Genomic DNA, 13737 nt, shown 5'->3' with positions numbered 1-13737 from the left:
TAGACTGTGCCGACTCAGCTAGGGTTGTGCGCTATGATTATTCGATGTGCGAAAGCGATTGCGGCGGCACTGGTCCTGGTCTGCGAAATCGCTTCCAGCTCAGTGATAGCGCAACCCTCGCCGAGCTACTCTGCGCCATCTGCTCTCGTGATAGATAATACGCCGGTCGACTGGGTTTTTGTGTTCAAGCTGAACGCCGCCGGGTTTCCCACGGATCCGGCATCGCCAGATCGATCCTGTTCATTTGGCGGTGCACCTCAGCCGTACGCAAAATTCAGCCAGAGTTACATCTCCGCCTCGAGCGTCGATCCGATCCTAAAAAATGGGGTCGGACTCGTAGGCACCAGTGCCAGTGATCCGCTTGGTGCGACCTTCGCTGCGATCTACACCGGCTCACTCAATTATGTCGTTTGGAACGACCAATTCTACGAGCATCCGGACATTCAAGGCTGTGCTGAATCCTGCGGCGGTCCATGGGGGCATTCGAAAGGCGTTTTGGCCTGGAACGACCTCGGCGAAGGTGTCGTACTACAGGTCACCACCCCGTCTTGGCCGGCCGCGGCGAGTTCCACAAACCCTCGGGTTGGCGACGGCAACACCTTAGGCTGCGTGACGGACAACAATGTCAAAGTCAGTCAGGACTTCTTTGCTTTGCGGTTGACGAAGGCAGACGTCGAGAAGGTTCTAGACGCCCTCGGAAACGCCAGCGTGGTCACGAATATCGCAGACCCGTCAATCGTCCATAATGGCGGGCCATTGTCCATCACCGCAAAAGTGTCGCTGCTTGGACGGCGGGTTCCAAACACGACGCCACTCAATGTCCTGCTTTCAACGGGCGTCCGCCTAATATCGAAGCCGTCAGCCCTTCACGTTCCACCATGGCAGATGGTCTCTGCGCTTCTGGGGGGAGTAGATCTGCGGGCAGCCACATGGTGGGCCAAGCCAAACATACCGTCCACGGATCACGAGACACCGATCGGATGCTGGGACGCATCGCTAGCGGCGCCGGGCGCCGTGGCGATTGCGACAAGCGGGCAATGGGATGGGAAGTCAATCGGCCTGAAGGGCGGGCTGCCACCGGACAGCAACCACGCCAAATTGGGCGTGTCGACCTCAGGCAAAGCCAACTACACGATATTTGGCGACATGAATCAGCAGGGTGCCTTGTCGGGCAAATGCGAAAGCAGCCAGAATGGGCGAGGCGGCATGTTCTTCGTCGTCGACAACGCCGCCTTAAATACCAGTGTGGCGAACCTCATTAATGGCGACACGGCGCCATTAGCGACCACGCCGTGACTTCAAAGGGGGTTTTAGCGGCGGACAGTACGGCGGATGCGACGGTGGAAAGACGGCCGAAGGCTGTGCGGCGGAGGTCTCCGCAGGCGACCGGTCGCAACCTCGTCGTCATGCTCGATGGGACGGGTAACGAGCTGGGGCGCAACCTGTCAAACGTACTGAAGCTGTTTCGCATTGCCGAGAAAGGCGAGAAGCAACTCGTCTATTACAACCCCGGAGTGGGTACGATCGCCCGGGTTAGTGCGTGGCACCGTGCGCGGCAGAAGATCACAGAATTTGCTGGTCTGACCCTCGGCTACGGCCTCGATGATAATGTTCTGGGGGCTTACCGATTTCTCGCTGAGAATTGGCGCGAAGGTGACCGCATATTCCTTTTCGGCTTTAGCCGGGGAGCGTGGACTGCCCGCATCCTCGCCGGCTTCATCCATCTTGTTGGCCTCGTTCGCCCTGAACAGCTGAACATGAGCGAGAGCGCACTTGGCGCCTACAAGCGCGCCGCTAGCGAAAATGACTTGCCCCTTGCTTGGCATTTTTCACGGGTAATAAGTGCGCGCCTTCCGACCATCCATTTCGTGGGTGTCTGGGACACTGTGGGGTCGGTCATCGTTCCGCGTCCCGATCGATTTTACGTCCCGAGTCTCGAGACCTTGCCTTACACCGTGACTAACCCGTCGGTGCGAGTGTTTCGGCACGCGTTGGCATTGGATGAGCGACGCCGAATGTTTCGCGTGGCCAAATGGAAGCAGCCCCAACCCTTCGTGCCCAATCGCTTTAAGCCCTCTATTGCTGAGATACAGGACACCGAACAGCGGTGGTTTCCAGGCGTCCACTCCGACGTTGGTGGCGGCTACCCGGAAGTCGAAAGTGCTCTGTCGAAGCAACCTCTAATCTGGATGGTCGAAGAGGCTGCAAAAGCCGGGTTGCGCATTACCAAAGCCACTTTGCAGCATCTCGCTTACGGCCAGCCGGATGGGGATGGCGATCATGACTATGTGGCGCCGTCGCCAGCAGGGCAGATGCATCGATCTCTCAAGGGATTTTGGTGGGTGCTCGAATTCGTGCCGAAACTCTCCAAATACCGAGAATGGGCGAAACGGTGGTCGTTTGCCGGGCTGTACATTCCCGCGGGAGAACCGCGAGCGATCGACGCTGAACACGTTGTGGATTCAAGCGTTGGGGACCGGCAGGTTCAGGTTCGCGACTACCGCCCAGTCAACATCCCAAAGGCGAATCCTTCGACCCCACTCTGATGCACACGGCAGATAAGAGACCCCGAGATCGGTCGGCCTTAGCTAGTTGCGACTGCTAAACCCGCACTGCTTCTGCTCCATCTGTATCTGCTTGGTTATGCGGCTGGCATTCTCCGCATACGCAGTCGTCACGGAGCCATGATTTACGGTTTTACCGCGCAGCGGACTGACCGCCTCACAAAGGTGGAAAACATGTGGCGTTGTCGAGGTCTTGGCCCCCTGTTCTGGGGCAATCCAGTAGACCACATCTTGACCAGCCGGGTGTGCGGCATCCTTGGTCGCGTCGCTCACATCGGTCGTGTCTCGGGCGATATCTTGAGCCTGCGCCGCAACCTCTGGTGAGCACGCCGTGGTCGGCTCGCTGGCGCGGATTTGGGCGGCGCACTTATTCATGTCCTGAGTGTATTGCTCAACGGATGGCGGATTGTAGCTAACCCCAATAAGCGTCGCCACTGCTGCGAGTACAACGCCAACGCCCCCCGCGACTTTCTTGTTTTTCGGATCCATGTCCTTGTCCATAAAAATAAGGACAATGAGCGGCACAAAAGCGATCAATGTGACAATCGCGCCGAGCTGGTTCTGAACGAAAAACTTGAATGTGTCAGACTTGCTGGCTGGGTCCTGCTTGTTCGCGGCTTTCCACAACAAACTGCCGGCTACGGCGAAAATGGCGATACCAACCAATAAGCCTACAAGTAGCGCAAGATGCCCGTGGTCGAACGTGTGCATATAAAGCAGCACGATCCCCGTCACCTCGCCTGCGATCGCCACAATCCAAGCTAAAGCCGCAAAAATCCGCAACCGCTTTGCCGCAGACGCCTGGTCGTGTGTCGCGCGCCAAGCCTTGGTTACGTCTTGATCTTTTACTGGACCATCGTTCGGCATTTTCGGTCTCCCGGTAAAATCGTGAGGCGCGCGCGCGCGCTCCCGGTTAGTCGCAACTTAGCTCTTGCGGCTGAATGCCCCTAGTATGTCGTTGAGTGGGTTGCCGTCACCATCTCGGTCCAACATTGAGCTGAGCTTTCCCAGCAAACTCCCACCTTCGGCGGTGTTCGAGCCAAGCGCGGCTGTGAGCATTGCGCCCGCACTCCCCGGAAGGTGGTTGGCCAACACGGGAAGTAGCTCTTGTAGCTTTGACATTGGTATCCCCGCTTCAACAGCCGCTGCTTGTGCTGCATCAGCATTGTCGATATTCGGATCTGCGACTTTTGGGAGCAACGCATCGGTAGCAGCGCGGACTTGCTCGGGTGATAACCCAACCTTTGCGCCGAGTGCCCCGTAGTCGAGCTGAGAGGCTTGCCCGAGGATCTCGTTGAGGAAGCTCATGATTTATCTCCGGGATGGGCTTCGAGAGTAGCGGGTACGGCGACGCGCGGCCAGAGCCTGAATGTGGTATTCGCAGCCGTGGGCCTCCGCGATAGTTGAGGCGGCGCCCGATGTGCGTCATTCTATGCGCCGGGGGAAAAAGATCATGCCGGCACGCTCATTCTTAGTTGTTTTACTGATCGCACTGCTCATCGCGCCGCTGCCAATGCCCTATGGCTATTACCAACTGCTGCGTCTCGCGACGTTCATCATCGGCGCTTGGGCCGCGTGGGGTGAATGGCAAAAGGGGAACGAAGGTCCAGTTGCGGCCTGGGGCGTAATAGCGCTCGTCTACAATCCATTCATCTCGATCCATTTTAGTCGAGATGCCTGGACGGTGATCAATGTCATCGCGGCCGCTTGGGTGGCGTTTGGGATTTGGCGCAGCGGCACACGCATCGCCTCATGACCTTATCGTCGAGAGGCGGCCAATCGGCCCTCACCTCCCGTGCCCGCGAGCGCGAAAAACCAAGCGATGATCACCAGGACCGGGTTTGAATCCCAGAATGGCAGGCTGAGCACCGCCACCAGGAGGTGAGGCGCAATCACCCAGCCAATCCATGCCAGCCAGCCAAACGGTGTCGAAGCGAAGAATAACAGGGTGATCCTGGGGAACAGCGCCAATCCCACCAGGAAGAAGATCGAATGATATTCCCAGATGTTCATCGCGTTAGCTTTAGGCGGCTGGCGTGGAGCGACGCCGAGCCGGCGCCTTGTCGCCCTTCTTGCGGCCCAGTCCGATGTTTTTCGCCATGGTGCGCCGGGCTTCCGAATAGCTCGGCGCGACCATCGGATAGTCAGCTTTGAGATTGTAGCGCTCGCGATATTGCTCGGGCGTCAGGCCATGGCCCGATAAATGGCGCCGCAGTGTCTTGTAGGGCTTGCCATCGATCATCGAGATGATGTGATCCGACGATGCGAGTGACTTTCGCGAAGTGACTGCGGGCGTGTACGCCGCCTCCTCAGCAGGCTCGTCGATTGCGGCGGGAGCATCAGTCAACCCGCTAACGGCCTCATGCATTTTTTGCAGAAACGCCGGCACATCTTCAGCACTCGCACGCGTGTTCGGGTTGCTCAGCCAGGCGATGGTGAGGTCAGTCGCAAGATCAACAGCGTTCGCGGACAATTCTTCAGACATGAGGTGCTCCAGGGATGTTTAACCACCGCCATAGGTTCAGAAGGGTTGGGGTCAACAAATCCGTGCCGCCGCTTAGGCCGCCAAGAGTTGCAGTTGGGCCGTCATTGTATAGACAGTCCAAGGCCGAAAGTGAGATTTTAAATAAAGCGAGCAATCACGATCAGAATCAACTAAAATGTTAATGTTTAATTCAGCTAACTATAATGAAAATAAATGTCAAATAAAGGCAACTAATAGTTGCGCCGATCCTGCAATGCCAAAAGCGGCCTGTCGGCTAACGCCCCAATTGCGGACGCTCCGAGATCGTGCAAACTGCCGAGGTGAGCACCGACGATCCCCTGAACGCCTATGGGGCGCAGTTTTATCAGGGCATCGCCGACGACGTTTCCGACATGAAAGAACTTGCGCGCCGAGCACTGAAGTTCATGTCGCCAGAACAGCGGGACGCGTTGCGTGCTTACCTGCAAGATGCGTTGGATCGCCTCACACCCAGTGAGTTGAAAGGCAAGGTGAACAGAGCGATCAGGGAGTATGGCTTCAATCGAAGTCAGCCATCGCTTTCCTTCGCGCGACAGCCGATCAACTCGAACTCAATGTGTAGGTCTGCTCTTCCACCCAATAGCAGACGTTTGGCCAGCCTCAAGCTGACTTGATCGGTCTCACGCGTAAGGGCATCTGTCTCCTTCGCGCGAGGGGGAAGCGATCAATGATCTTCAAGCGCGCCATTGCCAAACTTCGTGCTCAGGATTGGCTGGCGATTGTCATTGAATTGGTGATCGTCATCGTGGGCGTATTTGTCGGCACATGGGTGGCGAACTGGAATCAAGGCCGGGAATCGCAAGCTGAAACCCGCAAGATGATCGCCCGGCTTGATCCGACGTTGCGCCAAGTTACCGACTATTTTCAGTCTGCCCGAACCTATTTCGCCACAACCCGGGCCTATTCCAACACGGCCATAGCCGGCTGGCGCGGTGACCCCCGGGTGAGCGATGCATCCTTCGTGATCGCTGCTTATCAAGCCAGCCAGATACAGACGCTCGGCATTAACGGTTCGGTGTGGTCGACCATATTGGGCACTGATCGTCTGCGCGAGATAGACGATCCAAAACTACGCACCGACCTGACCCTGCTAATGACGTCCGATTATACGCAGTTCGACAACGCGGCTCTCGATACCCCTTATCGGCATAACGTTCGGCGCGTGATTCCGGTCGAGATCCAGGACGCCATCCGTAAGCAATGTGGCGATCGGCATGATACCCTTGCGGTCCTCACCTTGCCCCCGACGTGCAAGATCGCCATCCCACCAGCCGACGCGGCCAAGGCCGCCGCGATCTTGCGTAGGCATCCTGAGTTGTTGGAAGATTTGCAGTGGCAAATTGCCGCCATCGCGGCGTTTCTGGACAACATCGTCCCCGTCGAGACAGCTGCGCTGCGCATCAAACGAGAGCGCGACCAACGCCACACCCCTGGAATCCGCTAAGTCGTAAGCGGGTTGGACATTCCTCCGTCTTGCATCGGCAAACAGGTTGTGAGCAGACGCATTGATGAAGTGGAATAGAGCGCCAAAGGTCGAGCGACCTGAATACCCCAAACTGATACCGGTTGCCGGGTCGGTTGAAGAGGCTGGCCGGTTGCTTGGCAGCATCCAGGCGCATGACCCCGATGCGGAAATTGTCGATGGTGGCGACCGCGGATCGTATCTCAGGGTACACAACCCGGCGGCCGAAGAAGCGGCGATCGCCGAAAAGCGCGACTTTCAGCTGCGTTGACAGCGCGGACTCATCAGGAGGGATTATCTTGATCCCGATCACGATTGCCGCGGCCCTGCTTGCCGCCAGCCCGTCCGTCACTGGCGCCGATCCGCTCACCGCTGAGATCAGGGCGATGGATACGAAGGTTTTCGACGCCTATAATCGGTGCGACCTCGACACGTTCGCGGCTGCGTTCGATCCCAAGGTCGCGTTCTACCACGATACCGGCGGCGCCACCTTCGATCGCGACACTGTCGTGGCGAACACGCGCAAGTATATTTGCGGCAAGGTCAGGCGCGAGCTGATCCCGACGACGTTTCACGTCTATCCAATCAAGGATTACGGCGCGATCGAGGAGGGCGAGCATCGCTTCTGCGAACTGGCGACCAGCCGCTGCGAGGGCATCGCCAAGTTCGTCATCGTGTGGGTCAAACAGGCGAACGCGTGGCACATGACCAACGTCCTGAGCTACGGCCACCGTCCCGCAACATTGGCCGAGCAGCACGGCACCCCCAAACCTTAACGTGCCCACGGACGCGATGACGGCCGCACCGAAAAACTTTGTGCTGGTGCTTCTCAATTCAACAGCAAATCTCGCTGCGCCGTCCAGCTGGGATTGAGCTCGAAGCCGAGCATCACCTTGCTCGATGATAAGCTGGCTGGCTGTGTTCCGCTAACCGCGGCCTCGATGATCTCGGGGGACAAAAATGCCAGTCGCAGCAAGCGCGTGATGTAGGAATCAAGCACACCTTCACGCTCCGCCAGCGCGGTAATGTTGAGCTCCCCTTTGCGCAGCTCCGCCCAATAGGCGCTCGCCTGAATCAACAGACCAAGCAGTGGCCGGCTTGGCACCGCGCCCGTCGCGCGTCCGTCGCTGTCGATCAAACGCATCGCCCGTCCCGACCGCGTCAGGCGGACTTCGGCGACCAGTTCGATTTTCGACGGCGCATCCGCGGGACACATCACACCGAGTGTTTCGCAAAGCGTCTCGGTTGAACAGGCGATCACGATGCCGTGATCCTCGATCCGGACCTGCGTGACGAGCGGCGCGGCGGCTGCATGCCCGCGCTGACGCAAGGCATTGGCAACCTCGCGAGCGCGTTGGTCGATCTGTATAAGCTGATCCATGTGAAAGGACAGATTGGCGGCTGTCAGCAGCTCGAGCGGATCGTCGAACGCCTTTGCCAGCCGCTCGGCCACGACCGCCTCGAGCTCGCGGGCGGGTATCCGCGAACCCTCCTTGCTCGTCATGTCGTGAAGCGCGCGGCTGACGTAATAGCGGTAGCGCAGCGACTTCCCGGGTTTAGTGGCGTGGACTGACACGAGTGGCTCGCCTGCTGCATCGACGACCTTGCCCGCCAGCAGGCTTGGGCTTTTGGCTCGTGCGCCGGTGCGATGGCCTTGCAGATTGTCGGCCAGCTTCGCCTGCGTTTGCTCCCAAGTATCAGCATCGATGATCGGAAGATGCAGCGCCGGATACCGCTGCCCGTTGTGCGCAATAATCCCGATATACATCTCGTTCTTGAGCAACGTGTAGAGCTGGCCGCGCGATAATGGGCCGCCGCCTATTAGGCGACCGGTCACGGTGTGCCGCTGAGGAGCTCGGGTACCATCACGTACAAGCCCCTCAGCGACAAGCCGAACGTTACCAAGCTTGAGATACCGCTGGAAGATGTTCCGAACGATTACGGCATGCGGCTCGACGACCTTGAGCGTACGCCCGTCGGGCTCGTACCCCAATGGCGGCGTTCCCCCCATCCACATACCCTTGGCCTTGGAGGCAGCGATCTTGTCCCTGATCCGCTCGGCGGTAACCTCACGCTCGAACTGCGCAAAGCTCAGCAGCATGTTGAGGGTCAGCCGTCCCATGCTGGTGGTGGTGTTGAACGACTGGGTCACAGACACAAAGGATGTGCCCGCCTTGTCGAACGCTTCCACCAGCCTTGAGAAGTCGAGCAGCGAGCGGGTTAGTCGATCGACCTTGTAGACGACGATGATGTCGATCCGGCCCGCTGCTACCTCGGCCAGCAGCCGCTGCAGGGCGGGACGCTCGAGCGTCCCGCCCGACAGGCCACCATCGTCGTAGATATCGGGAAGAGCAGTCCATCCTTCACTGGCTTGTGACAGGATATAAGCGGCACAGGATTCACGCTGGGCATCGAGCGAGTTGAACGACTGCTCCAGTCCTTCCTCCGATGACTTGCGGGTATAGATCGCACAGCGGACGGTCTTCATGCTGCCACCCGACGAACCACAGGAACCTTCGCAACCGCCTTGCTCTTCAACCCGAAGAACGCCGGTCCCGACCAGCGCGTGCCGGTGATCGCACGCGCCACCTCGCTCAGCGACCGCCAGTCGCGCTCATCCCAGCGGATCACACCATCCTCGCCGACCGTGACGATATGCGCCCGTCCCTGCCACTCGCGCACCAGCCGCGTCCCCGGTCGAGCAACCGCGGTCCTAGTCATTCCACGCGCCAGCTGATCAAGCTTCTGCTGCGTCGCGCGGGAAAGTCCGCCAAAGGCCTGTGCCTGTAGCTCATATGCCAATGCCAGCCGCAGCATCTTTGGACTCACCCGCGGGACTGGCGAGCGCGTCAGCGCCCGCCACTCGTCACGCAGCTGTACTGACGACATCGTTGCCAGCGCGGCTATCTTCGCCTCGACGGGATGCGTCATGCCGCGACCGCACCAATGCGATAGCAGGTCACGTCGCCGCGCTTGGACTTGTCGACGAGGTAGCCTTTCTTGCGGATGCCGGTCAGTGCAGCCCGCGTCGTGTGGGGCAGCCAGCCGGTCGCGGTGATCAACTCGGCGAGCGTGGCGCCGCCCTCGCGTTGGAGGAGTGCCAGCACGGTCGAGGCCTTGGTATCGCCGCGCGCGAGCTCGGGCTCTGGCAGGACGACGGCAGTCGCGCTGACAGCCAGATCACCACCCTCGGCCTCGATGCCGATCGCTGCCAGCCCGGCGGGTGTCGCGAACACGCCGTAGCGCAGGTCGCCGTCCTCGCGAGAGAGTGTGGTCTTGTCGTCGGTCTCGCGCTCTTCGGTCAGGCCTTGCGACGCGAGCGCGGCGAGTGACTTGCTCAGACCCCCGCCGGGCTTGAGGCTGTCGGGCAGTGGATAGATGCTGAGGTTATTGCGCTTGGCGGCGGCCGCCAGCAGCACGCATTGGGTGTCGGTCAATTTGGTCATGGGTGGGTCCTCGCTTGGCGAACGGCGCTATTGCCGCTGCCACCGCCCAGAGCCCCGGCGATCGGCTATCGCGCGGGGCAGGCGCGCCGGTCAGTCCGGCCCGCGAGTCGTCAACGCTGTCGCTCCGGTGCAGCGCGAAGTCGAATGGTTTGTCGGCGCGCCAAATCCGACTTGAACCCCGTTATGGAGCGCGATTGGTATTGCACCCCGATCCTATGATGCGCATGCTTCAATGAAGGAGAACGCTAATGCGAAATCGTTCAAAGTCAGCTGCCGCAGCTGTGATCCTCACAGTCTTTTGTGTCGGGTCTCCGGCCTTTGCCAAGGGTTGCATTAGGGGCGCCGTCGCCGGCGGTGTTGCTGGACATTATACACGTCACCACGCAGTCGCGGGCGCAATCGCTGGGTGCGCGGCTGGCCACTATTATTACAAACATAAAGCCAGTGCCGCCGCGCAATCTACGGCACCGCACCACTGACGGTTGATACTTGCCTTGGTTGGAGTGCGGAGACCCTACCTCGGATATGAGTCGTCGTGGAGGATCCCGTGAAGCCACTCTTGCCGTTACTTTTCTTGGTCCAGTTTTTAAGCTGGAGTGCCATGTTTTGCTTATGGGTATATGCTGTCCCCGTTATCGCCGCCTCGCGACCTTTCAATGAGGGCTACGCCAGCGCCGCAACAACGGCTGCTTCAGGCTTCGCACTGTATGCGGTTTTGGGAGCATGTATCGCTTTCGCGGGACCGCGATTAATAGGCCGCTTTGGAGCTGGAGCGACGCACGGCGCTTCCTTGATCGCGGCCAGCGCCGGCATGATGCTGTTTGGGCGGTTCCCTTTCGGCTTTGCTCTTTTGTCGGCGTTCACCTTAATCGGCGTTGGCTGGGCGAGCATGTCATCGATCCCCTATGCGCTTGCAAGCGCCGCAGCACCTGAGGGCGGCGGTGCGAAGCACATGAGAGTCTTCGCTTTCTCAACCGTAGTGCCTCAGGTCGCCGTAACGCTTCTGCTGGCTTCGCTCGGACCTCGTCTTGCCCTTTGGCCTCCCTCGCTCGTCATAATGGCTGGCAGCGCGGCAATGCTGCTATCGGGTTGTGTGTCGCTTATCTTTCAACACCGAATGAACGTGATCATCACCGATTGGTAGGTTCCCGAGCGCCGATCTCGTCAGGGTCTTTTTCGCACGACAGCTCGATTACATCGACATTGCTCGGTGGGTGAGATTCGGGACGACATCTGAGGGTCAGGTGCTCCTGTCAGTTGATAAAGGGTCAGCTACCAACTCCGCTACCACCTTGAAGGTGAGTTCACCTCCCAGTGGCGGGCGTCCACAGAAATGATACGACCGCTGTCAGCAAGCGGGACAAGAAAGCCATTCCAGCCCGCCCCAAACCTATCGTTCTAACCCCCTGGTTTGTTCGGCGCGCTGTTCTGATCTGGCGGTTGCGGCCCATCGGGCGGCACGGTTGGATCGCTGGCGTCGTCAGCCTTTGCTTTGCGGGGATAGCCAGCGGTCACGATAAAACGGAGACCAGCAGCAAGCGCGCGATGCGTCCCACCAACCGCGGGATTAAGTATGTATTGCAAGTCGGGCTGGAACGCGAACGTGTCGCTGATCTTGACTTGATAGGTTGTCTCGATGGAGGTTTCCGCCGGGCGGTATGGTCCGGTTAGCGTAAGCCGGGCCAGCGTTGCTCGCGCCACGGCGATCCCAAGTTTGTCGTCAGGTCGGCCCGTAACCAAGCCCTGCGCGACAAGTCCCGTGCCAATGTACCCGCTGATGGCTTGGGTCCGACGATTGGCAACACCCACTCGCGCCCATGCACTCAGCTTGTCGTGGCCGGGCAGCGGACCTTCGATGGCGGCATAAACGCCTTGGTCTGCATGATCAGTTGAAGGCTTTGTCGGGTCGGTGACAGGCGCGGTGTAGCGCCAGACGCCGATCGCGGCGCGCGACTTGTCTGTCAGATAGGCATCGATCTGTAACGCGAGCAGCGCGCCATCACCGTCGCCAAGTCGAACCGCCGAGAAGCGTCGCGGATGATCGGGATCGCCCGGGACGCCATCATAAGCAGCTAGGCGAAATGTCCAGGTCTTGGATGGCGAGAATGTCGCGCGAATACCGAGAGAGCTGACTGGGAAGATCGATGGACCGTTGCGCCCGCTGCGGGCGACATCGGCCCCAATCCCGTGCGATGAATTGAGGAAGAGAGAAGCTGTCGCCGTCGAGTCAAAATCGGCATTGTAGTCCAGCAGTCCCCCACGCAGCGATAGCGTGCGATCTCCGGCGCCGAAGGTCTTTTGAACCCAGGCTTCAAACAAGCGTTGGAGCCGATCAGCCTCGATATTGTCTGCCGTCTGTATGTCGCCCAAGCGCGCGCTGAGACTGGTGCCGTCGGTCCGGAACACTTGCGCATGCGCGATCCAGCCAGACAATCCGGAGCGATCGCCTGCGACCGTAGCGGACAGTTGGAGCTTGTTGAGGACATCGCTGCCTGGGTAGGCTCCGACAGGCACTGCCCACGCATCCATCGTATCGCGCATGGCGAGTGACACCGTCGGTGGCGGATCGTCAGCGCGGGCCGCCCCTGCTGATAGCGCCGCAGAGGCGAACGCCAAGGTCATCGAAAGGCAAAATGCTCGGCTCATCGACTATCACAACGCATCTGCCGCATCTACACAGCCGTTCCGTCTTATAAAACGAGCGCGTCGCAGAATGGCCATGCTGTTCGGCCGCGAATTAGCGTGTTGCGTGGTTTCACCATAGCGAGCAAAACGGCCGCGCATCGAAGAGTAGCTGGCAGCACCTTATAGCCCTGCGAGCACGACATAGCAGGGAATCAAGTGGTGGTGCAGGCGTTCTTCTACGATGCGGGCGGCCATGACTCCGTCGTCGAACTGGATAAAAAGACGCTTTCCAAAATCAGCGACCAGCAACTCGTTTGGATCGACCTTCTCCGCGGCGACAAGCAGGCCCTTGAGGAGACAAGCCTGTTACTGGGATTGTCGCCCGAGGCGATGAGAGCTGTAGACGCGGAGAAGCCTGCGACGGTGCCGGAGAGCTTCGAGGACCATTTTAATTTCAGTTTGGTCGTGGCTCCCGACACCTCCGGCAAAAGCGGGCGCGTTGACTATCTTGTCGCAGACAAATGGCTGCTAACCGTGCGTGAAAGGGACGTTGCCTATTTTGAGGCATTTCGCGAACAGGATCGTGGTGAATCGCTTAGCGGGCGCCTGACCCCGGCGGCTCTCGTGGCCTCGCTACTCGACTGGCATCTTGAAGAATATCAAGCAGAAATCGTTGCCATCCAGAAGCGGGTCGACCAAATTGACAGTGAGATATTGGGCGAGCGCGAACAGCGTCCCCCTTTGAGCAAATTGGCGAAACTGAGATCAGCGGTCGCCGACTTGCGTAAGATCTTGAGCAATCATCGTCTCGTCATTCACGGTTTGTTGCGCGCCGATTTCAGCCACATCGCCGATCAGCCGCACGCTGAATATTTTGTGGCGCTCGAACGACATTTCGATCGCACTGAAGATAGGCTCGACCAGGCACGCGAAATGATCGTCGGCAGTTTCGAGCTTTATGCGACCCGCACCGCTCAGGACACGAACGAGCTGGTTAGAGCGTTTTCCGCTCCGACTGACTCGGTGAGGGATTCCCTTCGGGGCGAGTTTGTGATTCATCCTGCTGGCTGGGATGTGGAGGCCAGCATGGATGGCACGAGCTCTTTCGCAGGATTT

General features: G+C 59.2%; 17 protein-coding genes. 9 read left to right on the top strand and 8 right to left on the bottom strand.

The genetic code is table 11. From position 1 onward, the window contains the following. Nucleotides 1-33 precede the first annotated feature (33 nt). Both ACM9ME_RS14215 and ACM9ME_RS14210 read left to right on the top strand, forming a co-directional pair. Nucleotides 34-1296 (top strand): deoxyribonuclease II family protein, encoded by a 1263-nt coding sequence (locus ACM9ME_RS14215; RefSeq protein ID WP_415644124.1) that lies wholly within the window; start codon nucleotides 34-36, stop codon nucleotides 1294-1296. Continuing rightward, nucleotides 1293-2546 (top strand): DUF2235 domain-containing protein, encoded by a 1254-nt coding sequence (locus ACM9ME_RS14210; RefSeq protein ID WP_415644123.1) that lies wholly within the window; start codon nucleotides 1293-1295, stop codon nucleotides 2544-2546. The genes ACM9ME_RS14215 and ACM9ME_RS14210 overlap by 4 nt, the downstream gene beginning before the upstream one ends. A gap of 42 nt (nucleotides 2547-2588) precedes the next feature. On the opposite strand, the gene ACM9ME_RS14205 is transcribed toward ACM9ME_RS14210, so the two are convergent. Beyond that, the gene (locus ACM9ME_RS14205; RefSeq protein WP_415644122.1) at nucleotides 2589-3431 is read right to left on the bottom strand and encodes a hypothetical protein; all 843 of its coding nucleotides are present in this window, start codon (nucleotides 3429-3431) and stop codon (nucleotides 2589-2591) included. Nucleotides 3432-3488: 57 nt separating this feature from the next. Further along, the gene (locus tag ACM9ME_RS14200; protein WP_415644121.1) at nucleotides 3489-3872 is read right to left on the bottom strand and encodes a hypothetical protein; all 384 of its coding nucleotides are present in this window, start codon (nucleotides 3870-3872) and stop codon (nucleotides 3489-3491) included. 61 nt (nucleotides 3873-3933) lie between these two features. On the opposite strand from ACM9ME_RS14200, the gene ACM9ME_RS14195 reads away from it, so the two are divergent. Then, nucleotides 3934-4320: a DUF6804 family protein gene (locus ACM9ME_RS14195; protein WP_415644120.1), complete on the top strand. Its 387-nt coding sequence runs from the start codon at nucleotides 3934-3936 to the stop codon at nucleotides 4318-4320. Between the two features lie 2 nt (nucleotides 4321-4322). Here the strand turns inward: ACM9ME_RS14195 and ACM9ME_RS14190 are convergent, their stop codons facing one another. Then, nucleotides 4323-4577 (bottom strand): hypothetical protein, encoded by a 255-nt coding sequence (locus tag ACM9ME_RS14190; RefSeq protein ID WP_415644119.1) that lies wholly within the window; start codon nucleotides 4575-4577, stop codon nucleotides 4323-4325. Nucleotides 4578-4587: 10 nt separating this feature from the next. After that, complete coding sequence (locus tag ACM9ME_RS14185) at nucleotides 4588-5049, bottom strand: Ros/MucR family transcriptional regulator (protein ID WP_415644118.1); 462 nt, start codon at nucleotides 5047-5049, stop codon at nucleotides 4588-4590. Nucleotides 5050-5369: 320 nt separating this feature from the next. Between ACM9ME_RS14185 and ACM9ME_RS14180 the strand changes: the two genes are divergently transcribed. The 4 genes from ACM9ME_RS14180 to ACM9ME_RS14165 all read left to right on the top strand — a co-directional run bounded on the left by ACM9ME_RS14180 (nucleotide 5370) and on the right by ACM9ME_RS14165 (nucleotide 7326). Continuing rightward, the gene (locus tag ACM9ME_RS14180; RefSeq protein ID WP_415644117.1) at nucleotides 5370-5702 is read left to right on the top strand and encodes a hypothetical protein; all 333 of its coding nucleotides are present in this window, start codon (nucleotides 5370-5372) and stop codon (nucleotides 5700-5702) included. A gap of 53 nt (nucleotides 5703-5755) precedes the next feature. After that, nucleotides 5756-6532, top strand: a complete 777-nt coding sequence (locus tag ACM9ME_RS14175; RefSeq protein ID WP_415644116.1) for a hypothetical protein — start codon at nucleotides 5756-5758, stop codon at nucleotides 6530-6532. 64 nt (nucleotides 6533-6596) lie between these two features. Continuing rightward, the gene (locus tag ACM9ME_RS14170) at nucleotides 6597-6821 is read left to right on the top strand and encodes a hypothetical protein (RefSeq protein ID WP_415644115.1); all 225 of its coding nucleotides are present in this window, start codon (nucleotides 6597-6599) and stop codon (nucleotides 6819-6821) included. A 28-nt stretch (nucleotides 6822-6849) separates the two neighbouring features. After that, on the top strand, nucleotides 6850-7326 hold the full coding sequence (locus ACM9ME_RS14165) for a nuclear transport factor 2 family protein (protein WP_415644114.1): 477 nt from the start codon (nucleotides 6850-6852) through the stop codon (nucleotides 7324-7326). 53 nt (nucleotides 7327-7379) lie between these two features. Here the strand turns inward: ACM9ME_RS14165 and ACM9ME_RS14160 are convergent, their stop codons facing one another. From ACM9ME_RS14160 to ACM9ME_RS14150, 3 genes are read right to left on the bottom strand one after another with little or no spacing between them, the layout of a single operon-like run. Beyond that, complete coding sequence (locus tag ACM9ME_RS14160; RefSeq protein WP_415644113.1) at nucleotides 7380-9038, bottom strand: recombinase family protein; 1659 nt, start codon at nucleotides 9036-9038, stop codon at nucleotides 7380-7382. Then, nucleotides 9035-9481 carry a DUF2924 domain-containing protein gene (locus ACM9ME_RS14155; RefSeq protein WP_415644112.1) on the bottom strand — a complete coding sequence of 149 codons (447 nt, stop codon included), beginning with the start codon at nucleotides 9479-9481 and terminating at the stop codon, nucleotides 9035-9037. The genes ACM9ME_RS14160 and ACM9ME_RS14155 overlap by 4 nt, the downstream gene beginning before the upstream one ends. Further along, entirely contained in the window at nucleotides 9478-9996 is a 519-nt protein-coding gene (locus ACM9ME_RS14150; RefSeq protein WP_415644111.1) for a DUF3489 domain-containing protein, read from the bottom strand. The genes ACM9ME_RS14155 and ACM9ME_RS14150 overlap by 4 nt, the downstream gene beginning before the upstream one ends. 547 nt (nucleotides 9997-10543) lie before the next feature. Between ACM9ME_RS14150 and ACM9ME_RS14145 the strand changes: the two genes are divergently transcribed. Beyond that, the gene (locus ACM9ME_RS14145) at nucleotides 10544-11140 is read left to right on the top strand and encodes an MFS transporter (RefSeq protein ID WP_415644110.1); all 597 of its coding nucleotides are present in this window, start codon (nucleotides 10544-10546) and stop codon (nucleotides 11138-11140) included. 254 nt (nucleotides 11141-11394) lie between these two features. Here the strand turns inward: ACM9ME_RS14145 and ACM9ME_RS14140 are convergent, their stop codons facing one another. Beyond that, a complete protein-coding gene (locus ACM9ME_RS14140; RefSeq protein WP_415644109.1) occupies nucleotides 11395-12618 on the bottom strand; it encodes a carbohydrate porin in 1224 nt (407 codons plus the stop codon). A gap of 219 nt (nucleotides 12619-12837) precedes the next feature. Between ACM9ME_RS14140 and ACM9ME_RS14135 the strand changes: the two genes are divergently transcribed. After that, on the top strand, nucleotides 12838-13737 hold a 900-nt coding region (locus ACM9ME_RS14135), incomplete at its 3' end, for a CorA family divalent cation transporter (RefSeq protein WP_415644108.1).

Origin of the sequence: Sphingomonas antarctica (assembly GCF_965137005.1) — a bacterium.
GTDB lineage: Bacteria > Pseudomonadota > Alphaproteobacteria > Sphingomonadales > Sphingomonadaceae > Sphingomonas_O > Sphingomonas_O antarctica.
This window is presented reverse-complemented; position numbering and strand designations above follow the sequence as displayed.

Excerpts from the sequence above, each read along its gene's own strand:
- ACM9ME_RS14190 (WP_415644119.1), bottom strand. The coding sequence starts at position 4,577 with ATGAACATCTGGGAATATCATTCGATCTTCTTCCTGGTGGGATTGGCG.
- ACM9ME_RS14160 (WP_415644113.1), bottom strand. The coding sequence starts at position 9,038 with ATGAAGACCGTCCGCTGTGCGATCTATACCCGCAAGTCATCGGAGGAA.
- ACM9ME_RS14195 (WP_415644120.1), top strand. The coding sequence starts at position 3,934 with ATGTGGTATTCGCAGCCGTGGGCCTCCGCGATAGTTGAGGCGGCGCCC.
- ACM9ME_RS14200 (WP_415644121.1), bottom strand. The coding sequence starts at position 3,872 with ATGAGCTTCCTCAACGAGATCCTCGGGCAAGCCTCTCAGCTCGACTAC.
- ACM9ME_RS14215 (WP_415644124.1), top strand. The coding sequence starts at position 34 with ATGATTATTCGATGTGCGAAAGCGATTGCGGCGGCACTGGTCCTGGTC.
- ACM9ME_RS14205 (WP_415644122.1), bottom strand. The coding sequence starts at position 3,431 with ATGCCGAACGATGGTCCAGTAAAAGATCAAGACGTAACCAAGGCTTGG.
- ACM9ME_RS14170 (WP_415644115.1), top strand. The coding sequence starts at position 6,597 with ATGAAGTGGAATAGAGCGCCAAAGGTCGAGCGACCTGAATACCCCAAA.
- ACM9ME_RS14155 (WP_415644112.1), bottom strand. The coding sequence starts at position 9,481 with ATGACGCATCCCGTCGAGGCGAAGATAGCCGCGCTGGCAACGATGTCG.
- ACM9ME_RS14175 (WP_415644116.1), top strand. The coding sequence starts at position 5,756 with ATGATCTTCAAGCGCGCCATTGCCAAACTTCGTGCTCAGGATTGGCTG.
- ACM9ME_RS14185 (WP_415644118.1), bottom strand. The coding sequence starts at position 5,049 with ATGTCTGAAGAATTGTCCGCGAACGCTGTTGATCTTGCGACTGACCTC.
- ACM9ME_RS14150 (WP_415644111.1), bottom strand. The coding sequence starts at position 9,996 with ATGACCAAATTGACCGACACCCAATGCGTGCTGCTGGCGGCCGCCGCC.
- ACM9ME_RS14140 (WP_415644109.1), bottom strand. The coding sequence starts at position 12,618 with ATGACCTTGGCGTTCGCCTCTGCGGCGCTATCAGCAGGGGCGGCCCGC.